The sequence below is a fragment of the Pelomonas sp. Root405 genome (assembly GCF_001425165.1).
In the GTDB taxonomy this organism is placed as follows: Bacteria; Pseudomonadota; Gammaproteobacteria; order Burkholderiales; family Burkholderiaceae_C; genus Pelomonas.
The window spans coordinates 115398-138477 of the sequence record NZ_LMDU01000017.1; the positions used below are offsets into that span (position 1 = coordinate 115398).

A 23080-nucleotide genomic window follows, 5' to 3' on the forward strand; every position below is an offset into this window, starting at 1 on the left:
CGAGGATGCCGCCGACTTGCGTCAAGCTGATTTTCCCGATTTCTGGTTATTTGTCTAGTTTTGTTTACGTCAATTCTAATTGACAGTCGGCTGCCGCAGGCCTAGATTCGGCTCCATGCTGAACCAAGCCGCTTCGCCCGACGTCCTCAGTCCGGGCATGGCTCGTCAGCGCACCGCACGGCCGCCTCTGTACACCCCTGAGCAGCGCGCCCGCCGCGATGCCAGCATCTGGACGCTGATCCAGGGCCTGCTGGCCCCCGTCCAGTTCCTGGTCTTCCTGGTCAGCCTGGTACTGGTGCTGCGCTTCCTGGCCACCGGCGTGGGCGAACAGGACGCTGCGCTGTCGGTGTTGATCAAGACGCTGACGCTCTACACGATCATGGTGACCGGCTGCATCTGGGAGAAGGTGGTCTTCGACCGCTGGCTGTTCGCCCCCGCCTTCTACTGGGAGGATGTGTTCAGCATGCTCGTGCTGGCGCTGCACACGGCCTACGTGGTGGCCTGGCTCACCGGCTGGCTCAGCACGCCGCAGCAGATGTGGCTCGCACTCGCCGCCTACGCCAGCTACTGCATCAACGCGGCTCAGTTCATCCTCAAGCTGCGCGCTGCACGGCTCGACCATGCGGCAGCCTTGCCAGCCGGAGCCTCCGCATGAGCGCCGTCATCCCGATCCACGTTGATGCGGGCTGCACGGATGCCCCCGTGCTGATGGAGCGCGGTCAGCGCGAGGTCTTCTGCGGGCTGACCGGAATCATCTGGCTGCACCGCAAGATGCAGGACGCCTTCTTCCTGGTCGTCGGCTCGCGCACCTGCGCCCACCTGATCCAGTCGGCAGCCGGCGTGATGATCTTTGCCGAGCCGCGCTTCGCCACGGCCATCCTCGACGAGCGCGACCTTGCCGGCCTCGCTGATGCGCAGGACGAGCTCGATCGCGTCGTCAAGCGCCTGCTGGAGCGCCGCCCCGACATCCGGCTGCTGTTCCTCGTCGGCTCCTGCCCGTCGGAGGTCATCAAGCTGGACCTGTCCCGCGCCGCCGCGCGTCTCAGCCAGGAATTCATGCCGCAGGTCCGGGTGCTCAATTACTCCGGCAGCGGCATCGAGACCGCCTTCACGCAGGGCGAGGATGCCTGCCTGGCCGCCCTCGTGCCCGTGCTGCCCATCTCCATCCAGCGGCAGGAGCCCGAGCTGCTGATCGTCGGCGCGCTGGCCGACGTCGTGGAAGACCAGTTCAGCCGCCTCTTCACCGCCATGGGCGTGAAGCGCTTCGCCTTCTTCCCGTCGCGCACCTCGACCGCCCTGCCCTCGGTGGGACCGCAGACCCGTTTCCTGCTGGCCCAGCCCTTCCTCGGCGACACCGCCAAGGCGCTGGAGGCGCGCGGCGCCGCGCGTGTTGCCAGCCCCTTCCCGCTCGGCGCCGAAGGCACCACCGCGTGGATGCAGGCGGCCGGCGCGGCGATGGGGCTGAACGCCGATGGGGTCGAGCAAGCCATCGCCCCGGCACGCAGGCGCGCCGAACAGGCGCTGGCCGCCCACCGCACTGCGCTGGCGGGCAAGAGCATCTTCTTCTTCCCCGACTCCCAGCTTGAAGTGCCACTGGCGCGTTTCCTGAGCCGCGAGCTGGGCATGACGCTGAGCGAAGTCGGCACGCCGTATCTGCACCGCCAGCATCTGGCGGAAGAGTTGGCCTGGCTGCCGGCCGGCACGCCGCTGTCCGAGGGGCAGGACGTGGAACGGCAGCTCGACCGCTGCCGCGCCGCGCGACCTGACATGACGGTGTGCGGCCTGGGCCTGGCCAACCCGCTTGAGGCCGAAGGCTTCACGACGAAGTGGTCCATCGAGCTGGTGTTCACGCCTATCCAGGGCTTCGAGCAGGCCGGCGATCTGGCTGGGTTGTTCACCCGCCCTCTGACACGACGCGCGCTGCTGGCCGCCTGAATCGAACGCACCATGCAACTCACCCTCTGGACCTACGAAGGCCCGCCCCATGTCGGCGCGATGCGAATCGCCACGGCCATGCGTGATGTGCACTACGTGCTGCACGCGCCGCAGGGCGACACCTACGCCGATCTGCTGTTCACGATGATCGAGCGCGCCAACAAGCGCCCGCCCGTCACCTACACCACCTTCCAGGCCCGAGACCTCGGCGGCGACACCGCGCAGCTGTTCAAGGACGCCGCCCGCGATGCCTACGAGCGCTTCAAGCCGCAGGCGCTGCTGGTGGGTGCCTCCTGCACGGCCGAGCTGATCCAGGACGACCCCGGCGGCCTGACCCAGGCCCTGTGCCTGCCGGTGCCGGTCATTCCGCTGGAGCTGCCGGCTTACCAGAAGAAGGAAAACTGGGGCGCTGCCGAAACCTTCTACCAGCTGGTGCGCCACCTGGCAGTCAAGCCCTCGCAGCCGCGCGTGGAGGGCGACAAGCCCCGCTGCAACATCCTCGGGCCTACGGCCCTGGGGTTCCGCCACCGCGACGATGTGCGCGAAATCCGACAGCTGCTGGAGCTGATGGGCATCACGATCAACGTGGTTGCGCCCCAAGACGCGTCGCCCGCTGACCTGGCGCGGCTGGCCGATGCCGACTTCAACGTCGTGCTCTACCCCGAGGTCGCGCACCAGGCCGCCAGCTGGATGACACGCAACCTCGGCCTGCCCGCCACCAAGACCATCCCCATCGGCGCCGCCGCCACGCGCGAATTCATCCGCGAAGTGGCCGCGCTGGCCGGGCTCGACCCCGACCTGACCGCTGCACAGGCCCAGTCCCGCTCGCCCTGGTACGCCAAGTCAGTCGACTCCAACTACCTGACTGGCAAGCGCGTGTTCGTTTTCGGTGACGCGACGCACGCCATCGCCGCCGCGCGCGTGGCCGCCACCGAGTTCGGCTTCAAGGTCGTGGGTCTCGGAACCTACAGCCGCGAGTTTGCCCGCGACGTGCGCGAGGCCGCCGCGCGGTACGGCGTCGAAGCCCTCATCAGCGACGACTACCTCGACGTGGAAGCCGCCATCACGGCCGCCGGCCCCGAGCTGGTACTGGGCACGCAGATGGAGCGCCACATCGCCAAGCGCCTGGGTCTGCCCTGCGCGGTCATCTCGGCGCCGGTGCATGTACAGGACTTCCCGGCGCGCTACTCGCCGCAGATGGGGTTCGAGGGCGCCAACGTGTTGTTCGACACCTGGGTCCACCCGCTGATGATGGGGCTGGAGGAGCACCTGATCGGCATGTTCCGCGGTGACTTCGAGTTCCACGAGGACGCCTCGCCCTCCCACCTTGGCGGCGCGGCCATCAAGCCGCAGGCCGCGCCGGCGCTCATCGAAGTCCCAGCGGAGGCGCCGGAGGTGAGCGCAACCCCGACCGCCGCAGCGTGGGCACCGGACGCCGAAAAGGAGCTGCGCAAGATCCCCTTCTTCGTGCGCGGCAAGGCCCGTCGCAACACCGAGGCCTACGCGCTCAGCCAGAGCGTGGCGGTCATCACCATCGAGACGCTGTATGACGCCAAAGCCCATTTCTCTCGTTAAGGGCCAGGCGATGAACGTGGTCATCGTGACCATGGACAGCCACCTCGCCAGCGCGGCAGAGCGTGCCAATGCAACGCTGGTCAGGACCCTGCCCGGCCTGCGTCTGACCGTACACGCTGCCGCCGAATGGGGTGACAACACGGAGGCCCTGGCCCGCTGCCGCGCCGACATTGCGCGCGCCCACATCGTCATCGCGTCGATGCTGTTCCTGGAGGACCACTTCCTGCCCATCCTGGCCGACCTGCAGGCGCGCCGCGAGCACTGCGACGCCATGGTCTGCGCGATGTCTGCAGCCGAGGTCACCAAGCTGACCCGAATGGGCAAGTTCGACATGTCGGCGCCGGCCACCGGCGCCATGGCCTTCCTCAAGCGGCTGCGCGGCAAGCCGCCCGGCAAGGCCGACGGCAACAAGGGCACGGCGGGCGCGCAGCAGATGAAGACGCTGCGCATGCTGCCCAAGATCCTGCGCTTCATCCCCGGCACCGCTCAGGACGTGCGCGCCTATTTCCTGACGCTGCAGTACTGGCTGGCCGGCTCGCAGGACAACATCGCCAACATGGTGAGGCTGCTGGTGGAGCGCTACGCCGCCGGCCCGCGCAAGTCCCTGCGGGCGGAGGCTCAGCCACAGCAGCCTATCGAATATCCCGAGGTCGGCCTCTACCACCCGCGCATGAGCCACCCGAGCGCCGTCGGCCTGATGTCCACGCTGCCCGAGGCCCTGCCCAAGGTGGCCACCACCGGCACCCGTGGCACGGTCGGCCTGCTGCTGATGCGCTCCTACCTGCTGGCCGGCAATGCCGACCACTACAACGGCGTCATCACCGCGCTGGAGGCACGCGGCCTCCGAGTCATTCCGGCCTACGCCACGGGGCTGGACCAGCGGCCCGCCATCGCCAAGTACTTCCAGTCGAAGGACGGCCGCACCCTCGTCGATGCGCTGGTGTCGCTGACCGGCTTCTCCCTCGTCGGCGGCCCCGCCTACAACGACGCCAAGGCCGCCGAGGAGGTGCTCGCCGCGCTCGACGTGCCCTACCTCGCCGTGCACCCTGTCGAGTTCCAGACGCTGGACCAGTGGGGCGGCTCCTCGCGCGGCCTGCTGCCGGTGGAGTCGACCATCATGGTGGCCATCCCCGAGCTGGACGGCGCGACCGGCGCCATGGTGTTCGGCGGGCGGGCCAACGCCGCGCACATCGCCTGCACCGGCTGCAGTCACGGCTGCCGCTTCGAGAACGAAGTCGACGCGCACGACATGCACAGCTGCATCGAACGCGCCGACGCCCTCGCGGCCCGTGTGGGCAAGCTCGTCGACCTGCGCCGCAGCGAGCGCGCCGAGCGCCGAGTGGCCGCGGTCATCTTCAACTTCCCGCCCAACGCGGGCGCCACTGGCACGGCCGCCTTCCTGTCGGTGTTCGAGTCGCTGTTCAATACGCTGGCCGCGATGGCGCGCGAGGGCTACACGGTGGACATGCCGGCGTCGGTCGATGCGCTGCGTGAAAGCATCATCACCGGCAACGCCGCCCGCTTCGGCGCGATGGCCAATGTGCACCACCGCATTCCTGCCAACGAGCATCTGCGCCGCGAAAAGCACCTCAAGGAGATCGAGGCGCAATGGGGCCCGTCGCCGGGCAAGCAGCAGAGCGACGGCAGTCACATCTTTGTGCTGGGCGAGCGCTTCGGCAATGTTTTCGTCGGCATCCAGCCGGCGTTCGGCTACGAAGGCGACCCGATGCGCCTGCTGTTCGAGCAGGGCTTCGCCCCGACGCATGCCTTCTCGGCTTTCTACCGCTGGCTGCGCGAGGACTTTGCCGCCCACGCGGTGCTGCACTTCGGCACCCACGGCGCGCTGGAGTTCATGCCTGGCAAGCAGGCCGGCATGTCGGCCCGCTGCTGGCCGGACCGCCTCATTGGCGACCTACCGAACCTCTACCTCTACGCGGCCAACAACCCGTCCGAAGGCAGCATCGCCAAGCGCCGCGCCGCCGCCACCTTGATCAGCTACATGACGCCGCCGGTGACCGAGGCCGGCCTCTACAAGGGGCTGGTGGAGCTGCGCGAGATGCTGGAGCGCTATCGCAGCCTGGAGCCTGAAGCGCAAGCGGAGCGCGAAGCGCTGGTGCCGATGATCCAGACCCAGGCCGCCACGCTGGACCTGGCAGCAGCCGAGCCGGCCTGGGGCGCCGCCGATGAGGCGCGCATCACGCGGCTGAACGACGCCGTGCTGGAGCTGGAGTACACGCTGATCCCCTACGGCCTGCATGTCGTCGGCCAGGCGCCGAGCCAGGCTGAGCGGGTCGACCTGCTGATGTCCAGTGCCGAGGCATCGCACGGCTTCAAGCCTGAGCGAGCCGTCATCGAGGCGCTGGTCGCCAACGGCATGCCGACCGGAGACGACGACCTGGAAGACCTGGCCCTGCTGCAGCAGCTCTGCGACATGGACCGGCTGATGGCGGAGGACCGCGAGATCGACGGCATCCTGCGCGCGCTGGACGGCCGCTTCCTGCGCCCCGCCCCCGGCGGCGACCTGCTCCGCACGCCGGCCATCCTGCCCACGGGCCGCAATCTGCACGGCTTCGACCCCTTCCGCATCCCGAGCGCCTATGCCGTCAAGGACGGCTTCGCCCAGGCCGGACGGTTGCTCGACAAGCACATGGCCGCCGGCAACCCGCTGCCCGAGTCCATCGCCATGGTGCTGTGGGGCACCGACAACCTGAAGAGCGAAGGCGGTCCCATCGCCCAAGCCCTGGCGCTGATGGGCGCACGGCCGCGCTTCGACAGCTACGGCCGGCTCGCTGGCGCCGAGTTGATTGCCCTGGCCGAACTGGGCCGGCCGCGCATAGACGTGGTCATCACCCTCTCGGGCATCTTCCGTGACCTGCTGCCGCTGCAGATCAAGCTGCTGGCCGAAGCCGCCTTCCTGGCCGCGCAGGCGGACGAACCGGCCGAGCAGAACTTCATCCGCAAGCACGCTCTCGCCTACCTGGCCGAACACGGCGGCGACCTGGAGACCGCGGCTCTGCGCGTCTTCGGCAATGCCGAAGGGGCCTACGGCGCCAACATCAACAGCCTCATCGACAACAGCCGCTGGGAAGACGGCGACGAGCTCGCCGAGACCTACAGCCGCCGCAAGGGCTTTGCCTACGGCCGCGGCGGCCGGCCGGTGCAGCAGGCCGAGCTGCTGCAAAGCGTGCTGGCCGATGTGCAGTTGGCCTACCAGAACCTCGATTCAGTCGAGCTGGGCGTCACGACGGTGGACACCTATTTCGACACGCTGGGCGGCGTCAGCCGCGCCATCAAGCGAGCCAAGGTGCGCCGCGACGGCGATGGCGCGCAGATGGCACCGGTCTACATCGGCGACCAGACGCGCGACCGCTTCGGCGGGGGCACGGTGCGCACGCTCAGCGAGCAGGTGGCGCTGGAGACCCGCACCCGCATGCTGAACCCGAAGTGGTTCGACGCGATGCTCAAGCACGGCTACGAAGGCGTGCGCCAGATCGAGGTGCACGTGACCAACACGATGGGCTGGTCGGCCACTACCGGTCAGGTGGCGCCGTGGGTCTACGAGCAGCTCAGCGCCACCTTCATGCTCGACCCCGCCATGCGCGAACGCCTGGCCCAACTCAACCCCACTGCTTCCGCACGTGTGGCCAACCGGCTGCTGGAAGCGTACGAGCGCGACTACTGGCAGCCCGATGCCGCCACGCTCGAAGCCCTGCGCCAGGCCGGCGACGAACTGGAAGACCGCCTTGAAGGCGTCATCCCCACGAAAGAGAAGGCAGCCGCATGAACATGGTCACCGAAGTTCCGATCCAGGAGATCGGCAACCGGCGCCAGCCCGACGGCGCCGGCAGCGTGCAGGTGCAGATGGACCCCGCCGTGAGCATCGGCACGGCCAAGTGCTTTGCCATCTACGGCAAGGGCGGCATCGGCAAGAGCACAACGTCCAGCAACCTCTCCGCCGCGTTCTCGAAGCTCGGCAAGCGCGTGCTGCAGATCGGCTGTGACCCCAAGCATGACTCCACTTTCACGCTGACCAAGAAGATGCTGCCCACCGTCATCGACGTGCTCGAGACGGTCAACTTCCACTCGGAGGAACTGCGCGTCGAGGACTTCGTCTTCGAGGGCTACAACGGCGTGATGTGCGTGGAGGCCGGCGGCCCGCCGGCCGGCACCGGCTGCGGCGGCTACGTGGTGGGCCAGACGGTCAAGCTGCTGAAGGAACACCACCTGCTCGAAGACACCGACGTGGTGATCTTCGACGTGCTGGGCGACGTGGTCTGCGGTGGGTTTGCCGCACCGCTGCAGCACGCCGACCGCGCGCTGATCGTCACGGCCAACGACTTCGATTCCATCTTCGCGATGAACCGCATCGTGCAGGCCATCGGCGCCAAGGCCAAGAACTACAAGGTGCGCCTGGGCGGCGTCATCGCCAACCGCAGCGCGGCGACCGACCAGATCGACAAGTACAACGACAGGATCGGCCTGAAGCTCGCCGCGCACTTCCCTGACCTGGACGTCATCCGCCGCAGCCGGCTGAAGAAGTCGACGCTGTTCGAGATGGAGTATTCGCCCGAGCTGGAGAAGGTGCAGGCCGAGTACCTGCGGCTGGCCGCCGCGCTGTGGTTGGGTGGCGAGCCCTACAACTGCGTGCCGATGAAGGACCGCGACATCTTCGACCTGCTGGGGTTCGATTGATGGACTCCCCCAACTACACCGCGCGCCGCGGCGAGATCGAGACCTACTTCGACCGCACCGCCGCCGATGCCTGGGCGCGGCTGACGTCCGATGCACCCGTGGGCCGCGTGCGCGCCACCGTGCGCGCCGGCCGCGACCGCATGCGCGCCACGCTGCTGTCCTGGCTGCCCGATGACCTGCGCGGCCGCCGCGTGCTGGATGCCGGCTGCGGCACCGGCGCGCTGGCCGTCGAGGCGGCCTGCCGCGGCGCAGAGGTGCTGGCCGTCGACCTCTCGCCCACGCTGGTGGACCTGGCCCAACAGCGCCAGCCGGCGTTCAACGGCGGGGGGCGCATCGACTTCCGCTCGGGCGACATGCTGGACCCGGCACTCGGCGAATTCGATTTCGTCGTGGGCATGGACTCATTGATCCACTACGAGCCCGCCGATGCGGTCGAGGTCATCGCCGGTCTGGCCCAGCGCACGCGGTGTTCGCTACTGTTCACTTTTGCACCCAGCAGCCCGGCGCTGCAGTTGTTCAAGGCGGCCGGCAAGCTGTTCCCCCACGGCAACCGTTCGCCGTCGATCGTGCCGGTGGCCGAGCGCCAACTGCACCGTCGCCTGGACGCCCACCCCGGGCTGTTGGCCTGGGACGTACGCCGCAGCCAACGCGTCTCCAGTGGGTTCTATACCTCGCAAGCCATGGAGCTGGTGCGGTCATGAAATCCGTTCTCCAGCTCAACCAGCGCCTGGCCCTGAAGTGGTCGCGGTTGAGCGTGGAGTTCCTGCCCTTTGCCGATGTGGCCAGCACCGAGCTGCCGCTGTCGCGCCTGCTGCGGCTGGCGTTGTTCCAGGTGTCGGTGGGCATGGCCTATGCGCTGCTGGTGGGCACGCTGAACCGGGTCATGATCGTCGAGCTGGGCGTGCCGGCGTGGCAGGTGGCGCTGATGGTCGCGCTGCCGCTGCTGGCCGGGCCTTTCCGCGCGCTTGTGGGCTACCGCTCGGACACGCACCGGTCCGCACTGGGCTGGCGGCGCGTGCCCTATCTGTGGTTCGGCTCGTTGCTGCAGTTCGGCGGCCTGTCGATCATGCCGTTCGCCCTCATCCTGCTGCAGCCGGGCGCCGAGGCCAGCGCCCAGCCGGGCGGCGTCGTTGTCGGCCATCTCGCCGCTGCACTCGCCTTCGTCATGGTGGGCGCCGGCATGCAGACGACGCAGACCGCCGGCCTCGCCCTGGCCACCGACCAGGCGAGTCCCGAGACACGGCCACGCGTCGTCGCCCTGATGTACGTGATGCTGTTGCTGGGCATGGTCATGGCGAGCACGGTATTCAGCCTGGTGCTGCAGGACTTCAGCGCCACGCGCCTGGTCGGCGTGGTGCAGGGTGCGGCCCTCCTCACCGTGGTGTTCAACGCCGTCGCGTTGTGGAAGCAGGAGGCACGGGGCAGTGCTTTGCGCGGCGCGGGCGCACGGCCCGAGTCTTTCGCCGATGTGTGGCAGCGCTTTGCCGGGCAGCCACGCACGCGCCGTTTCCTCGTCGCCGTGGCGCTGGGTACGGCGGCCTTCAACATGCAGGACATCGTGCTGGAACCCTACGGCGGCGCCATCCTGAAGCTGTCGGTGGCCGCCACCAGCCTGCTGACGGCGGGCATGGCGCTGGGTTCGCTGCTGGGCTTCGCCATCGCGGCGCGGCTGCTGCAGCGCGGCTTCGACGCGCACCGCCTGGCGGCCATCGGCCTGCTGGTCGGCATCTGCGCCTTCTCCGCCGTCATCTTCGCGGCGCCGCTCGATTCGGGGCTGCTGTTTCGCTTCGGCAACTTCCTCATCGGCTTGGGCGGCGGCCTGTTCGCCGTCAGCACGCTGGTCGTCGCGATGGGGCTGGAGCAAAGCGGTTGCGCAGGGCTTGCGCTAGGCGCCTGGGGCGCCATGCAGGCCACTGCGGGCGGCATTGCCGTGGCGCTGGGCGGGACGCTGCGCGACGGCTTCGAGGCGCTGGCCGCTCACGGCTGGCTGGGCACGGCGATGTCCGAGCCGCAGGTGGCCTACAGCGTCGTCTATCACCTGGAGATCGCGCTGCTGTTCGGCACGCTGATCGCCATCGGTCCGCTGGTGCGCCCCGCCGGCGCGCCCCATTCATCCCGCCAGCGCTTCGGCCTGGCTGAGTTCCCTGGCTAGGAGATCCCTATGCAAACCGGTGCCATCACAGGCTATGTCGACGTTGCCCAGCTCGTGCTCTACGCGTTCTGGATCTTCTTCGCGGGCTTGATCTACTACCTCCATCGCGAGAACAAGCGCGAGGGCTACCCGCTGGAGTCTGACCGCTCGCGGTCCATCACCGTGCAGGGCTGGCCGGCCGTGCCAGACCCCAAGACCTACCGCCTGGCCAACGGCGACACGGTGCAGGTGCCCAACCAGCGCCGCGACGACCAGCCGCCGCTGCATGAGGGCGCCTACCGAGGCGCGCCGCTGCAGCCCGAAGCCAGCACGGATGACCTGCTCTTGGCCGGCGTGGGGCCAGGCAGCTGGAGCAACCGCGCCGACGTAGCCGACCTGACCTACGAAGGACTGCCCAAGATCGTGCCGCTGCGCGCTGCAACCGGCTTTGGCGTGGCCCACCAGGATGTCGACCCGCGCGGCCTGCCGGTGCTGGGCGACGACGGCGCCGAGGGCGGCCGGGTGGTGGACCTGTGGGTCGACCGCTCGGAGATGCTGTTCCGATACCTGGAGCTGGAGGTCGTGGGCGGCGCGCGCGTGCTGTTGCCGATGAACTTCGCCCGCGTCGAGCAGCGCCGCATCCGCGTGAAGTCCATCCTCAGCCACCAGTTCGCCCGCGTGCCCAAGACGCGCGTCGCCGACCAAGTCACGCTGCTGGAGGAAGAAAAGATCATGGCCTACTACGGCGCCGGCACCCTCTACGCCACGCCGGGCCGCCAGGAGCCGCTGCTGTGAAGGCCGTATCCACGCTGGTGGACGTGCTGGCTCCAGCACACGAACATGAGTTCGAAGCCACCCACGGCTTGCCTGAGGCGCTACCGGCCAACGAGACGCAGCTCTGGCAAGGCAGTCCCGATGCCCTGCTGCTGGCGCGTCAGGCCCTGCACCTGGACCTGGTGCTGTACTACTTCGGCACGCTGCTGGCATGGCGCGGGATCGGCAGTGCGTACGACGGCGCAGGCGTCGGCCCGACACTGCTGGCGATGGCGGGCATGCTGCCGCTGATTACGTTGGCACTGGCCTTGCTGGGCGGCATCGCCTGGTTGATGGCGCGCACAACGGTCTACACCGTCACCACCCGGCGCATCGTCATGCGCGTCGGCGTGGTGCTCAGCATCACCTTCAACCTGCCGTTCTCGCAGATCGCCTCGGCTGGCTGGCGCCCGCGCGGTGAACATGGTGGCGACATCGTGCTCAATCTGGCTGGCGATGACCGCATCGCCTACCTGCACCTGTGGCCCCACGCACGGCCCTGGCAGCTCAAGCGCACCCAGCCGATGCTGCGCGGACTGAGCAACGCCAAGGCCGTGGCCGAGATCCTGGCCACCGCGCTGCAGCAGGCCGAAGCGGCCCGCGAGCACCTGCCGTTGCGGGCCGTTGGCAGCGTTGATGCACACAGCGGCGTGCCCACCCTGGTCGCCAGGCCGCTGGCCCACGCCTGAGGCGCGCATCATGAGCACAAGCCTGCAAGCCCGATTGCCCGTGTTTCCGCTCACGGCCATGGCCGCCCTGGTGCTGAGCTGCCTGGTCGGCGTCAGCGCCGTGCGCTTGTCCGGTCAGAGCGCCGTGCAGCAGGCCGACGCTGCCACGGCAAGCAGCCGGCAACTGCGCTTTGAAGACCGCGATGACGGTGGCATTGCCGTGCTGGACGCGGCCAGCGGTCAGCTGCTCGATACCGCAGCGCCCGGTACCAACGGTTTCCTGCGCAGCACCATGCGTGGCCTGGTGCGCGAACGCAAGCGCCAGGGCCTGGGGCCAGAGCTGCCCTTCCAACTGCTGGGCCGGGCCGATGGCCGGCTGACGTTGCTCGACCCGGCCACCGGCCGCCGCATCGACCTCGAATCCTTCGGCCCCACAAATTCGGCCGTATTCGCGCGGCTGCTTCCCTTCCCGCAAGGAGTCGACCATGTCGCCCAGCGCTGAACTGCACACCCCCGACGACGCGGCCAAGCTGGCCAAGGCCGAGACGGTGCTGACGCCGCGCTTCTACAAGACCGACTACGCCGCCATGGACCGCTTGGACATGAGTCCCGTGCGCGCCGAGTGGGACGCGATGCTGGCCGAGTACGAGGGCGACAACAACCACGACCACTTCCAGCGCACGCCAGCGTTTGCGGCCGAGGTGGCGGCGCTGTCGGCGCAGTGGTCGCCGCAGCTCCGCCAGGACTTCCAGGAGTTTCTCGTCAGCTCGCTGACCAGCGAGTACTCGGGCTGCGTGCTCTACAACGAGATCCAGAAGAACGTCAGCAATCCCGACATCAAGCAGCTGATGCGCTACATGACGCGCGATGAATCGCGGCATGCCAACTTCCTGAACCAATCCCTGAAGGACTTTGGCCTGGCCGTCGACCTGGTCAACCTCAAGCAGAGCAAGGCCTACACCTACTTCAAGCCCAAGTACATCTTCTATGCGACCTACTTGTCCGAGAAGATCGGCTACGCGCGCTACATCACCATCTTCCGCCAGCTGGAGCGCCACCCCGAGAAGCGCTTCCACCCAATCTTTAAGTGGTTCGAGCGCTGGTGCAACGACGAGTTCCGCCACGGCGAGTCGTTCGCGCTGATGATGCGGGCCCAACCCGGCCTGCTGCAGGGAGGCAACAAGCTGTGGATCCGCTTCTTCCTGCTGGCCGTCTACGCCACCATGTATGTGCGCGACCACACGCGACCGTGGCTGAGCGAGGCCCTGGGCATGGACCCGACCGACTACGACTACCGCGTCTTCCAGATCACGACCGAGATCACGCGCCAGGTCTTCCCGATCAGCCTGGACACCGAGCACCCGGTCTTCCGCGCAGGCATGGACAGGCTTTGCGCCATCTCCGCCGCGGCCGAGCGCGCCAAGGCGCGCGGCGGCTTGCTGGGGCGGCTGCAGCAAGGCGTTTGCGCCGCACGTGCTGCGCTGTGCTTCGCGCGCCTGTTTCTGCTGCCTACGCACAAGCACGAGCTGCCTCGCGAGATGCGTGTGGCGCCGAGCTGGTAGGCCGCGCCGCGCAACGGAATCCTGTGATGCAACACGGCTGGCCTGCGCTCTACACCTTGCTGCTATGGTGGTTCAGCACCGGCGTGATCCTCTACTTGAACGGCCTGCCGCGGGCCACCCATCGGTGGACGATGGGCGCAGCGACCGTGCTGCTCGGCGTATCGCTGCTGGGCGTGGCCGTGTCGGCGTCTGACACACGGGTCACCGGCGCCTACCTGGCCTTCACGGCCGCCTTGATGGTCTGGGCGTGGCAGGAAATCGGCTTCCTGCTCGGCTATGTGACCGGTCCGCGCCGGCAGGCCTGCCCACCTGACGCGCGCGGCTGGCGCCGCGCCGGGCACGCGGTGATGGCCATCCTGTATCACGAGCTCGCCCTCATCGTGCTCGGCGCAGCCATCCTGGCGCTGACCTGGCAGCAACCCAACCAGCTCAGCGCCTGGACCTTCGGCGTGCTGTGGCTGATGCGCCTGTCGGCCAAGCTCAACGTCTTCCTGGGCGTGCGCAACCTCAACGAGCAGTTCCTGCCCGAGCACCTGCGCTACATGCACAGCTACTTCCGCCAGCGACCGAGCAATGCCCTCTTCCCGGTCTGCGTCATCGCGATCACCGCGCTGGCGGCCTGGGCCTGGCACAGCGCGGTGGCGACGCAGTTGGGCGCCTTCGAGGTAGCCGCCTGCAGCTTCGTCGCGATGCTGCTCAGCCTGGCACTGCTGGAACACTGGTTCATGGTGCTGCCACTGCCGAGCGAGAAGCTCTGGGACTGGGGCATGCGCTCGCGGGCGCCTCACGCCTGAAACGCAGGGCACGGCCGCTCGAGATGGGCAACCAGGCCTTCAGCTTGTTCCAGCCCTGATCTGCGAATACACGGCTGTGTCGCGCAGTGTGCGGTCCACGGCGAGCGCCTCGCAGCGCAGAACGCCCTCCAGCTCGAAGCCACAGCGCTCCGCGACGGCCCGGCTCTTCAGGTTGCGCGTGTCGCAGCGGATCTCGACACGCCTTGCGTCCAACTTGTCAAAGGCCAGCGCCGTCAGCAAGCGCACCGACTCGCTGACATGACCCCGGCCGGCCGCCTCGGGGCGGATCCAGTATCCGATCTCGAACTTGCGCACCACCCAGTCCATGCGGTGCAGACCGGTGCCGCCCAGCAGCCGGCCGGGGCTGCCGTCCGCTCGCCGGGCATAGATCTGGAAGCACAGGTCGCGGCGAGCGATGAAGTCGGCCTGCATGCGCCGCACCACCAGCTCCGAACTCTCGGCCGTCGGCGCGTCCTGCGCCCAGGGCATCCATGGCCGCAGGTGCGACAGCGACTGCGCGATGACCACGGCCATCTCCGCACCGGTACCGGCGCGCGGGGCGAGCAGCAGCGTGCGTTCGCCTTCCAGCCGCTCAGGGATGTCGATCAACAGGGGATCCGTCATGCCGTCACCACTTCAACAGGCTTGGGCAGCTCGCGCACATCGCGGATGACCTCATTGCGCCAGGCCCACAGCGCCAGCAGGCAGCCGCCCGCACCGGCAAAACCCAGCGCCGCGCGCAGGCCGACATGCTCGCCCAGCCAGCCGCCGATCAGGGCGCCCGGCCCCGCCGGCAGCAGGATGAGCCAACGCATCGTGCTCGTCATGCGGCCCAGCATGGGCGCGGGCGTGACGGCCTGGCGCAGCGAAAGGAAGTTGATGAAGATCAGCACCGCGCCAAAGCCAAAGGCGAACAGCATCACGCAGAAGCTGACGACACCTGCCGCGCCGGCGGGTGCCAAGGCGAGCTGGCCCCAACCCAAGCCGCAGGCTGCGTAACCCAGCACCAGGCAAGGCCCGGGGCCGATGCGGCGGCTGATGCGATGCCCGAAGATGCTGGCCAGCACCGTGCCCGCTCCCAGCGCGATGTATGAGAGGCCGACAGTCTGCGGTGACAGTTTCAGCTCGCGCGTGGCGAACAGGATCTGTGCGACCAGGGCCGCGTTGTGAAAGAGCTGCCAGCCGCCAGTGGCCGTGGCGAGGCTGACGAGCAAGGGGCGCTCGCCCACAAACCGCAGGCCCGCCTTGAGTTCGGTCCAGAAGCCCTGGCCGCTGCGCGTCGCCAGCGTCTCCTTGACCTGGATGCCGCGCAGGATGGCCGCCGACACCAGCAGCAGCAGGGCATCCACCGCGAGGGCCAGCGGCGCACCGAAGAGCTTGATCAGGGCGCCAGCGACGCCAGGGCCGGCCACCTCGGCACCCGAGGACGCCAGGGCATTCTTCGCATGCGCCTCGACCAAGCGCTCTCGCGGGACGACCTGGGTCAGCACGATCTGGGCGGCGCTGCCAGCCACCGTGTAGACACAGCCAAGCACGAAGCCGACGACATAGAGCCAGTGCATGCTCAGCACGCCCAGCCAGGCCGCCAGCGGCACGGTGGCCACGGCAACCGCCAGCAGCGTCTCGCCCCAGATGTAGACGGGCAACTTGCGCATGCGGTCCAGCAGCACGCCGGCCGGCAGCGAGAACAGCACGAACGGCAGGATCTCCATGGCCTGCAGCGTGCCCATCTGCGTGGGGCTGGCGTTGAGCAGCACGGCCGCTGTCAACGGCAGGGCCAGCATGGTGATCTGGCCACCAAGCGAGGAGATGAGGATGGACGACCACAGCCGCCGGTAGACCGCGTCGCGCAGCAGGTCGCCGGGCGCGAGGGTGAAGAACTTGGAGAACATGACGCTGAAGGCTCCGACAGGACTCGACAGGCGGGAGAGCCCCGCCGGGATGGGCGACGCGTTGAAGCGTCAGTCGAGGTCGAGCAGCTTGGTCATGCGCCGCATGCTAGCAGCGCGGCCGAGCGTCAGCTGTCGCGAACGCGCAGCTCGGCGTGGCCGGTGGCGGCGTCGAACTCGCGCCCGAGCGAGCCGGCCGGCAGCGGTGATATGAGCAGTTCGACCGTCGTGCGCACCTCGCAGCCCGCGCAGACGTGGCCGCCCAGCACGCGCCCCGAGGCGTCGGACACGCTGGCGTGCAGGTGCGCACCATCGCGCGTCAGACTACCGCTCAGCGTCAGGATTTCGAGCGGTCCGTCGATGCGGGTGGGGGCCAGTTCACCCGCGAAGCGCAGCTGCGCATGGGCCAGGCTGCCGATGCCGGCGACGACGAAGCCGGTACGCCCATCGAGCTGCAAAGCCAGCCGCACGTCATCGCCCGGCTCTAGGCGCAGCGCCTGCATTGTCAGTAGCCCACGGCGGCGCCATCGCGGCGCGGGTCGCTGGCCGCCACATAGCCTTCAACACTGGTATCGCCCAGCCGCCAGATGAACTGGCCGGCGCCGAAGTCCTGGTAGCTGTCGTGGATGTCGCCGATCTCGTGGCCCCGCGCACGCAGGCCCTCGATGGTGGCGGCAGGCATGTGCGGCTCGATGTTGATCGACAGGCCGTCGTTGAAGCGCCAGCGCGGTGCATCGCAGGCGGCCTGCGGGTTCTGCCCGTAGCAAAGCATGCGCACGAGCGTCTGCATATGCCCTTGCGGCTGCATGTTGCCGCCCATGACGCCAAAGCTCATCACCGGCACGCCGTCTTTGGTCAGGAAGGCGGGGATGATGGTGTGGAAAGGCCGCTTGCCCGGTGCGACCTGGTTGGGGTGGCCGGCTTCCAGCGTGAAGCAGTGGCCGCGGTTCTGCAGGCTGACGCCGTAGCCCGGCAGCACCAGGCCGGAGCCGAAGCCCATGTAGTTGCTCTGGATGAAGCTCACCATCATCCCGGACTCGTCGGCCGCGGTCAGATAGATGGTGCCGCCCTTGATGGGGTTGCCGGCGCCATGGACCTGGGCACGGGCCGGGTCGATGAGCTTGACCCGCTCGGCCAGGTAGGCGGGGTCCAGCAACTGCGCCGCGCTGATCTTCATCGCGCCCGGCTCTGCCACAAAGCGGTAGACGTCCGCAAAGGCCAGTTTCATCGCCTCGATCATCAGGTGCTGGGCCTCCGCGCTGTCCACAGCATGCGCCGTGACATTGCAATGCTCCAGCAGCCCCAACGCCATCTGCGCGGCGATGCCCTGGCCGTTGGGCGGTATCTCGTGCAGCGTGTGCCCAGCGAAGTCCTTGGCCAGCGGCGTGACCCATTCGGGTTGGTAGGCGGCCAGGTCGGCCTCGGTCAGCGCGCCGCCGGTCTCGCGCGCAAAACGGGCCAGCGCCTGCGCGATCTCGCCCCGGTAGAAGGCCTCGCCGCCTGATTCGGCGATCAACCGCAAGCTGCGCGCCGCATCGGCAAAGCGGAACAGTTCGCCGACTTCCGGCGCACGGCCCCGCGGCAGAAACGCTTCGGCAAAGCCGGGCTGGGACGTCAGGTCATCCAGTGCCGCGGCCATCGCCCATTTGCCCTGGACGATGGGCGGCACGGCATAGCCACGCTCGGCGATCTCGATGGCCGGCTGCATCAGGTCGGCAAACGGAAGCTTGCCAAAGCGCTTGCTCAGTGCGGTCCACGCGCCGACCGCACCCGGTACCGTGACCGAGCCCCAGCCGCGCTTGGGCATGGTTTGACCCGAGAAGAACGCCGGCGTCCACGCGGCCGGCGCCGGCCCCGAGGCGTTCAGGCCGTGCAACTGCTGCCCGTCCCACAGGATGCAGAAAGCATCCGAGCCCAGGCCGTTGCTGCAGGGCTCGACCAGCGTCATGCAGGCCGCGGTGGCAATGGCCGCGTCGACCGCATTGCCGCCCTGCCTGAGCATCTGCAGGCCGGCCTGCGCTGCCAGCGGATGCGAGGTGGAGACGATGTTGCGCGCGAACAGCGGGCTGCGACGGCTCGGATAGCCGGCAGCCCAATCGAAGCGGGACGTCATGTTCATGAGGCGCTCTCAACGAAGGGGGGGCAGTTCACGCAGGGCCTTCACCGCGCCTGCGCCGACGCCCGCGCCGAAGCGCTTGGCCAGGCGCTCGGCGACATTGTCGCGTGGCGTGTAGTCGATGACCTCCTCGGCCTTGACAACCTCACGGGCCACGTAATCGAGATTGCCCTGGTGGTCGGCCAGGCCGAGCTTGACGGCCTGCTCGCCGTTCCAGAACAGGCCCGAGAAGGTTTCGGGCGTTTCCTTCAGGCGCTTGCCCCGTCCTTCGCGCACAACGGCGACGAACTGCTGGTGGATTTGGTCCAGCATGGCCTGGGCATGGGCGCGCTGCTTGGGGTCTTCGGGGCTGAACGGGTCGAGCATGCCCTTGTTCTCGCCGGCGGTCAGCAGACGGCGCTCGACGCCAAGCTTGTCCATCAACCCCGTGAAGCCGAAGCCGTCCATCAGCACGCCGATGGAACCGACGAGGGAGGCCTTGTCGACGAAGATCTCGTCCGCCGCGGCAGCGATGTAGTAGGCGCCGGATGCGCACATCTCCTCGACGACGGCATAGACCGGCTTGTCGTACTGCTTCTTCAGGCGCTTGATTTCGTCATAGACGATGCCGGCCTGCACGGGGCTGCCGCCCGGCGAATTGATGCGCAGCACGACGGCCTGCGAGCCCTCGTCCTTGAAAGCGTCCTTCAGCGCGGCCACCAGCAGCTCGGCGCTGGCCTCGGTGTCGACGGCGATCTCGCCGCGGACCTCGACCAAGGCTGTGTGCGGCGCCGCGGATGGCGTGACATGCCGCCCCTGCAACCACACGCTGTAGACCAGCAGCGCAGCGAGCACCAGCCAAAACAGCCGGAACACCGTCCGCCAGCGCCGCTCCACGCGCCGCTCGCGCAGGAAGTCGCGTGCCAGCTGGGCCAGCACGGCCTCCTGATGCGGCGCCACCGCGGGCGGCGGCACGCCGACGGGCTCTTGCATGGGGGGCGGCAGGTCGTCGTTCGAGGTGGTCATGTCAATCTTCGAAAGCGGGTTTGGTGTCGCGGGTGGGCTGCCAGTAGATCTGGCCATCACGCTCGCTGAGTTCGATCTTGGTCAGGCGGCCGCGAGTGCAAGGGCCCATCAGACAGTGGCCGGTCAGCGGGTCGTAGACGGCGCCATGGATGCTGCACATGATGAAGCGCTTGTCGCCGTCGAGGAACTCGCCTTCCTGCCAATCCATCTCGGTGGGCACATGGGCGCAGCGGTTCAGGTAGGCCACAGCCTGGCCGTCGAAGCGCAGCGCGAAGGCGCGCACGGGCTCGCGCCACTGGATGACGTCGAAGCTGACCGCCTTGCCGCGCTCGGGCAGTTCATCAGAAGCGCACAGGCGCTGCAGCGGTGCAATCTCTGGCTCAGGCATGCGTGATCAGCCAATCGTGCAGCTCGCGCGTCGAATGGGCGACGAATAGCGGGTTGAACTCGGCAAAGGTTGCATGGTCATGCGCGCCGAAGCTGACGGCGACGCACGGCGTGCCGGCGTTCGCGGCCAGTTGCAGGTCGTGCGTCGTGTCACCGATCATCAGCGTGCGCTCGGGCTCGGCGCCGAACTCGCGCATCAGCTCAAGCAGCATCTGCGGATGTGGCTTGGAACGCGTCTGGTCAGCCGTGCGGGTGGCGTCGAACAGATGGCCCAGCTCGCTGGACGCCAGCACCCGGTCCAGGCCCACGCGGTTCTTGCCGGTGGCCACGGCCAGCCAGTGGTGGCGCGCCTTGAGCGCCTCCAGCATTTCCAGGGTGCCTTCGAACAGCGACAGCTCGTGCTCGGAGGCCAGGTAGTGGTGGCGGTAGCGCAGGCCCAGCTCGGGATAGCGGTCTTCGGCCAAGCCGGGCACGGCATGTTCCAGCGCATCGCGCAGGCCTAGGCCGATGACATAGCGGCAGTTCTCGAAGCCAGGCTCGGGCAGGCCGATGTCGACTGCGGCCCGCTGGATGCAGCGGGCGATCAGCGCGGTGGAATCGAACAAGGTGCCGTCCCAGTCGAAGGCGATCAGGTCGAAGCGTTGGGGGCGGGAGGTCATGGGTCGGATTTTCAGCGCTGCGGGACCTGCCTGAAGTGGGAGGGGTCCCCCGGCATGGGTTCAAGCCGGCATTGCCAGCCGCTCAACGCCGCGCCTGGCGTCGTCATGGCCTTCACGCCAGGCGATTCAGGCATGACACCTGAGGGGCTGAGCAACTGCCAGAGGCTTTCGAAGCGCGCGGCTTCCTCTTCCGGCCAGTTGGCGCAGTAGGCGCTCACGAGCACCGTGGCAAAAGGATCGCAAGCGGTGGGTCCCCTGGGGGGCTTGTAACTCGGGTCGACGCCACGCACCCAGTTCGAGACATGGGGCAGCCAGGCCCGGAACCTCTCTTCGGTGGCTCCGATATATCGGAAGGCGCCGTCCACGAGGCAGGCCTTGGCGGGCCCGGCGGCGTCGATGAGCCGGCCAAAGGATTCCAGCTCACCCCGCTCCGCGGCAACACCGACAAGCCATTGCTCCTGCGGGCCGGCGGAAGGCGCAAGGTCGCCATAGGCCTTCATCACCTGCGGTTCGAGCAGGCGTCGCTCGATCACGGCCCACGGGAGAGGGCTCGCGATCAACGCGTCCGCTGCGTAGGCGCGCTCGTCGACCGTCAGCGTCCCCTCACCCAGGCCTTGTTCCAGGCGCTCCACATCCTCGTCGTCGCCGATTTGCCAGCTCGTCCGCAGCCATTGGCGCCGGCGCGCGGGAAGCTCGCGCCGCGCGATCTCGGCCACCAGCCAATGGAAAGTCGCTTGGCCACGGGCGCATGCCTCGCCTTGAAGGCAGTAGGCCTTGATGGCCAGGGGCAGCGCCAGCTCACGCCGGCCTTCGTGTGTCATGCGCCGCCAGAATGCGGGCGCTCCCAGGGCGGGGTTGTCGACGTAGCGGCCCATGCTGTCGGCCCAGACCGCCAAGTGGCGCCGCTTGTGGCCGCTGCACCAAACACCCTGGTCGGAATCCACCGTTGCCCGCACAAACTCGCGGTTGCGCGCCGCCCACTTGGCAGGTGCGAGCGCGTAAGTGGGCTGCAGCCCTAGCTGCCACAGGCGGCGACGCACACTGTCTAGCCGCGCGGTGGCCAGTTCTGCGGGCAGCGAGGCGTCGTGCCGCAGCTGGATGCTGATCTTGTCGGCTGAACACTCGGCGACGCGCAGTGCCAGACTGTCCACAGCCACCTGGCCATCACGGGTGAGGCGGCCGCGTCCTGCTTCGAAGCCGATGGCGATGGGATCGGGTTCCGCCAGGGTCAGCGCCACGGCAGGCGCCATGCTCAGCAATAGCGCAAGCGCTGCAACGAGGTGGCGCATCAGCTTCCCACTTTCAGGAGCACAAGACAGGCTTCAGGCAAAGGCGCCTCGCAGGTCACCGCCTCCCCCGTCGCCGGATGCTGGAACTGAAGCCTCCGCGCATGCAGGAACATCCGATCAAACTTCTTCGGACCGCGTGCCAGCTCACGGTTGCGCTCGAAGTCGCCGTACTTGGGGTCGCCCACTATTGAATGGCCGGCTTGTTGCAGGTGGACGCGGATCTGGTGGGTGCGGCCGGTCTTGATGGTCACATCGAGCAGGCTGAACTGCGGCGTCCTCTGCATCACCTTCACCAGGCTGATCGACCGCTTGGCGTCTTCTTCATCCAGCTTGCCCGGGCGCACCCAGCGCTCGCCGTCGCTGCCGACGAACTTCACCAGCGGCACGTCGATGACCTTGAGCTTGGCCGGCCAGTCACCCCAGACCAGGGCGGCATAGGTCTTGCCGGTCTCGCGCTCGCGCAACTGGTCCTGCAGGGCAACCAGGGCGCTGCGCTTTTTGGCAATCATCAAAAGGCCCGAGGTTTCCTTGTCGAGCCGGTGCACCAGTTCCAGGAACTTGGCCGTCGGCCGTGAGCGGCGCAGCGCCTCGATGACGCCGTAGCTGACGCCCGAGCCGCCGTGCACCGCCACGCCGGCCGGCTTGTCGATGACGAGCAGGTGTTCATCCTCGAAGATGACCGGGAACTCGCGCGCCGGCGCTTCCGGCAAAGTCGCGCGTTCGGGCAGGCGCACGGGCGGGATGCGCACCTCGTCGCCGATCTCCAGCCGGGTATCGGCATGCGCCCGGCCCTTGTTGACGCGTACTTCGCCCGCCCGGATGACCCGATAGACATGGGTCTTGGGCACCCCCTTGAGCTCGCGCAGCAGGAAGTTGTCCAGCCGCTGGCCCGCCGAGCCCTCGTCCACCGTGACCCGGCGCACGGCCGGTGCCGTGCTCGCTGGAGGCGGGGTTTGCGTGGTGTCGGGCGGCACTTGGCCTGCCCCTATAATCCTTTTCACCACGTTGCTGCCGTAAGTATTTGATTTGGTTGATTTTAGCGGCGGCAACGTGTGGTCGACGCGGCTCAGCCGCGGCGACCACAGGCGATGCAACGCGAAAGGCGGTCGGCAGGTTTCCTCCCCGAGTGAGTGAACGGCCCACTGCCCGACGCGGCAGAGCGATGACACAAGAACCCGTGAGTCCCGCTGCGAATCAGCAAGCGGCGCTCACAGACAACAAGGTTTCCATGGCGACAGAACGCTCAGGCCTCACGGCCGAGCGAGCTGTCACCAGCGTCCAGCAGCCCACGCGGATGAGCATTCCCCTCCCCCCACACGCACCCCTGCGGCCCCGGCTCGATGCCGGCGTGGCCGCCCTGCCCCGGCCTGCCTTCAGGCATGCCGGGCGGGTGCGCGCGGGAGCCGGCGGCTCGGCTCGCTTGAGTGCTGCTGAGGCGCACGCGCCAACGCCGAGGGCAGGCTGACCCTCACGGTCAGCTGCGCTTTCGGTCCAGGGCGATTCCTTCCTCGGTTCTCAGCCATCGCCCGTGCATCTTGATGCTGCCTTTGGCAGCGTGATGAACG

General features: G+C 68.2%; 21 protein-coding genes. 12 read left to right on the forward strand and 9 right to left on the reverse strand.

Annotation, left to right across the window (positions count from 1 at the left end):
* Positions 1-115: 115 nt before the first annotated feature.
* The 12 genes from bchF to puhE are packed head-to-tail and all read left to right on the forward strand — an operon-like array spanning position 116 to position 14170.
* Entirely contained in the window at positions 116-655 is a 540-nt protein-coding gene (gene bchF, locus ASC81_RS24900) for a 2-vinyl bacteriochlorophyllide hydratase (protein ID WP_235533778.1), read from the forward strand.
* On the forward strand, positions 652-1935 hold the full coding sequence (locus tag ASC81_RS24905; RefSeq protein ID WP_056273671.1) for a ferredoxin:protochlorophyllide reductase (ATP-dependent) subunit N: 1284 nt from the start codon (positions 652-654) through the stop codon (positions 1933-1935). The genes bchF and ASC81_RS24905 overlap by 4 nt, the downstream gene beginning before the upstream one ends.
* Before the next feature lie 12 nt (positions 1936-1947).
* Entirely contained in the window at positions 1948-3510 is a 1563-nt protein-coding gene (gene bchB, locus ASC81_RS24910; protein WP_056273674.1) for a ferredoxin:protochlorophyllide reductase (ATP-dependent) subunit B, read from the forward strand.
* Positions 3482-7294 carry a magnesium chelatase subunit H gene (locus ASC81_RS24915; protein WP_056273679.1) on the forward strand — a complete coding sequence of 1271 codons (3813 nt, stop codon included), beginning with the start codon at positions 3482-3484 and terminating at the stop codon, positions 7292-7294. The genes bchB and ASC81_RS24915 overlap by 29 nt, the downstream gene beginning before the upstream one ends.
* A 2-nt stretch (positions 7295-7296) precedes the next feature.
* A complete protein-coding gene (bchL, locus tag ASC81_RS24920) occupies positions 7297-8202 on the forward strand; it encodes a ferredoxin:protochlorophyllide reductase (ATP-dependent) iron-sulfur ATP-binding protein (protein WP_200946984.1) in 906 nt (301 codons plus the stop codon).
* Positions 8202-8903 carry a magnesium protoporphyrin IX methyltransferase gene (gene bchM, locus ASC81_RS24925; protein WP_056273684.1) on the forward strand — a complete coding sequence of 234 codons (702 nt, stop codon included), beginning with the start codon at positions 8202-8204 and terminating at the stop codon, positions 8901-8903. Before bchL ends, bchM begins: the two co-directional genes overlap by 1 nt.
* The gene (locus ASC81_RS24930; protein ID WP_056273688.1) at positions 8900-10354 is read left to right on the forward strand and encodes a BCD family MFS transporter; all 1455 of its coding nucleotides are present in this window, start codon (positions 8900-8902) and stop codon (positions 10352-10354) included. Before bchM ends, ASC81_RS24930 begins: the two co-directional genes overlap by 4 nt.
* A gap of 9 nt (positions 10355-10363) precedes the next feature.
* On the forward strand, positions 10364-11128 hold the full coding sequence (gene puhA, locus ASC81_RS24935; protein WP_056273692.1) for a photosynthetic reaction center subunit H: 765 nt from the start codon (positions 10364-10366) through the stop codon (positions 11126-11128).
* A complete protein-coding gene (gene puhB, locus ASC81_RS24940) occupies positions 11125-11835 on the forward strand; it encodes a photosynthetic complex putative assembly protein PuhB (RefSeq protein WP_082536818.1) in 711 nt (236 codons plus the stop codon). Before puhA ends, puhB begins: the two co-directional genes overlap by 4 nt.
* 10 nt (positions 11836-11845) lie before the next feature.
* Positions 11846-12316 (forward strand): photosynthetic complex assembly protein PuhC, encoded by a 471-nt coding sequence (gene puhC, locus ASC81_RS24945; protein ID WP_056273695.1) that lies wholly within the window; start codon positions 11846-11848, stop codon positions 12314-12316.
* Complete coding sequence (gene acsF, locus ASC81_RS24950; RefSeq protein ID WP_056273698.1) at positions 12300-13376, forward strand: magnesium-protoporphyrin IX monomethyl ester (oxidative) cyclase; 1077 nt, start codon at positions 12300-12302, stop codon at positions 13374-13376. The genes puhC and acsF overlap by 17 nt, the downstream gene beginning before the upstream one ends.
* Before the next feature lie 26 nt (positions 13377-13402).
* The gene (gene puhE / locus ASC81_RS24955; protein WP_056273701.1) at positions 13403-14170 is read left to right on the forward strand and encodes a putative photosynthetic complex assembly protein PuhE; all 768 of its coding nucleotides are present in this window, start codon (positions 13403-13405) and stop codon (positions 14168-14170) included.
* A 39-nt stretch (positions 14171-14209) separates the two neighbouring features.
* Here the strand turns inward: puhE and ASC81_RS24960 are convergent, their stop codons facing one another.
* The 9 genes from ASC81_RS24960 to ASC81_RS25000 form a co-directional block, all read right to left on the reverse strand.
* On the reverse strand, positions 14210-14794 hold the full coding sequence (locus tag ASC81_RS24960) for a GNAT family N-acetyltransferase (protein WP_056273704.1): 585 nt from the start codon (positions 14792-14794) through the stop codon (positions 14210-14212).
* Positions 14791-16062, reverse strand: coding sequence for an MFS transporter (locus tag ASC81_RS24965; protein WP_056273707.1), 1272 nt, complete (start codon positions 16060-16062; stop codon positions 14791-14793). The genes ASC81_RS24960 and ASC81_RS24965 overlap by 4 nt, the downstream gene beginning before the upstream one ends.
* Before the next feature lie 125 nt (positions 16063-16187).
* The gene (locus tag ASC81_RS24970; protein ID WP_056273710.1) at positions 16188-16562 is read right to left on the reverse strand and encodes a PPC domain-containing DNA-binding protein; all 375 of its coding nucleotides are present in this window, start codon (positions 16560-16562) and stop codon (positions 16188-16190) included.
* A 2-nt stretch (positions 16563-16564) separates the two neighbouring features.
* Positions 16565-18178: a gamma-glutamyltransferase family protein gene (locus ASC81_RS24975; protein WP_056273712.1), complete on the reverse strand. Its 1614-nt coding sequence runs from the start codon at positions 18176-18178 to the stop codon at positions 16565-16567.
* A 9-nt stretch (positions 18179-18187) separates the two neighbouring features.
* A complete protein-coding gene (locus ASC81_RS24980) occupies positions 18188-19180 on the reverse strand; it encodes a S49 family peptidase (protein ID WP_156392421.1) in 993 nt (330 codons plus the stop codon).
* A 1-nt stretch (position 19181) separates the two neighbouring features.
* Positions 19182-19568 carry a Rieske 2Fe-2S domain-containing protein gene (locus ASC81_RS24985; protein WP_056273715.1) on the reverse strand — a complete coding sequence of 129 codons (387 nt, stop codon included), beginning with the start codon at positions 19566-19568 and terminating at the stop codon, positions 19182-19184.
* Positions 19561-20226 (reverse strand): HAD family hydrolase, encoded by a 666-nt coding sequence (locus tag ASC81_RS24990; RefSeq protein WP_056273718.1) that lies wholly within the window; start codon positions 20224-20226, stop codon positions 19561-19563. The genes ASC81_RS24985 and ASC81_RS24990 overlap by 8 nt, the downstream gene beginning before the upstream one ends.
* A gap of 11 nt (positions 20227-20237) precedes the next feature.
* The gene (locus ASC81_RS24995; protein ID WP_056273721.1) at positions 20238-21515 is read right to left on the reverse strand and encodes a hypothetical protein; all 1278 of its coding nucleotides are present in this window, start codon (positions 21513-21515) and stop codon (positions 20238-20240) included.
* Positions 21515-22516 (reverse strand): RluA family pseudouridine synthase, encoded by a 1002-nt coding sequence (locus ASC81_RS25000; protein WP_082536826.1) that lies wholly within the window; start codon positions 22514-22516, stop codon positions 21515-21517. The genes ASC81_RS24995 and ASC81_RS25000 overlap by 1 nt, the downstream gene beginning before the upstream one ends.
* Positions 22517-23080 lie beyond the last annotated feature (564 nt).

Bases quoted from the DNA above. Each gene is read 5' to 3' on its own strand.
- bchF (WP_235533778.1), top strand. From the start codon at position 116: ATGCTGAACCAAGCCGCTTCGCCCGACGTCCTCAGTCCGGGCATGGCT.
- ASC81_RS24905 (WP_056273671.1), top strand. From the start codon at position 652: ATGAGCGCCGTCATCCCGATCCACGTTGATGCGGGCTGCACGGATGCC.
- bchB (WP_056273674.1), top strand. From the start codon at position 1,948: ATGCAACTCACCCTCTGGACCTACGAAGGCCCGCCCCATGTCGGCGCG.
- ASC81_RS24915 (WP_056273679.1), top strand. From the start codon at position 3,482: ATGACGCCAAAGCCCATTTCTCTCGTTAAGGGCCAGGCGATGAACGTG.
- bchL (WP_200946984.1), top strand. From the start codon at position 7,297: ATGGTCACCGAAGTTCCGATCCAGGAGATCGGCAACCGGCGCCAGCCC.
- bchM (WP_056273684.1), top strand. From the start codon at position 8,202: ATGGACTCCCCCAACTACACCGCGCGCCGCGGCGAGATCGAGACCTAC.
- ASC81_RS24930 (WP_056273688.1), top strand. From the start codon at position 8,900: ATGAAATCCGTTCTCCAGCTCAACCAGCGCCTGGCCCTGAAGTGGTCG.
- puhA (WP_056273692.1), top strand. From the start codon at position 10,364: ATGCAAACCGGTGCCATCACAGGCTATGTCGACGTTGCCCAGCTCGTG.
- puhC (WP_056273695.1), top strand. From the start codon at position 11,846: ATGAGCACAAGCCTGCAAGCCCGATTGCCCGTGTTTCCGCTCACGGCC.
- acsF (WP_056273698.1), top strand. From the start codon at position 12,300: ATGTCGCCCAGCGCTGAACTGCACACCCCCGACGACGCGGCCAAGCTG.
- puhE (WP_056273701.1), top strand. From the start codon at position 13,403: ATGCAACACGGCTGGCCTGCGCTCTACACCTTGCTGCTATGGTGGTTC.
- ASC81_RS24960 (WP_056273704.1), bottom strand. From the start codon at position 14,794: ATGACGGATCCCCTGTTGATCGACATCCCTGAGCGGCTGGAAGGCGAA.
- ASC81_RS24965 (WP_056273707.1), bottom strand. From the start codon at position 16,062: ATGTTCTCCAAGTTCTTCACCCTCGCGCCCGGCGACCTGCTGCGCGAC.
- ASC81_RS24970 (WP_056273710.1), bottom strand. From the start codon at position 16,562: ATGCAGGCGCTGCGCCTAGAGCCGGGCGATGACGTGCGGCTGGCTTTG.
- ASC81_RS24975 (WP_056273712.1), bottom strand. From the start codon at position 18,178: ATGAACATGACGTCCCGCTTCGATTGGGCTGCCGGCTATCCGAGCCGT.
- ASC81_RS24980 (WP_156392421.1), bottom strand. From the start codon at position 19,180: ATGACCACCTCGAACGACGACCTGCCGCCCCCCATGCAAGAGCCCGTC.
- ASC81_RS24985 (WP_056273715.1), bottom strand. From the start codon at position 19,568: ATGCCTGAGCCAGAGATTGCACCGCTGCAGCGCCTGTGCGCTTCTGAT.
- ASC81_RS24990 (WP_056273718.1), bottom strand. From the start codon at position 20,226: ATGACCTCCCGCCCCCAACGCTTCGACCTGATCGCCTTCGACTGGGAC.
- ASC81_RS24995 (WP_056273721.1), bottom strand. From the start codon at position 21,515: ATGCGCCACCTCGTTGCAGCGCTTGCGCTATTGCTGAGCATGGCGCCT.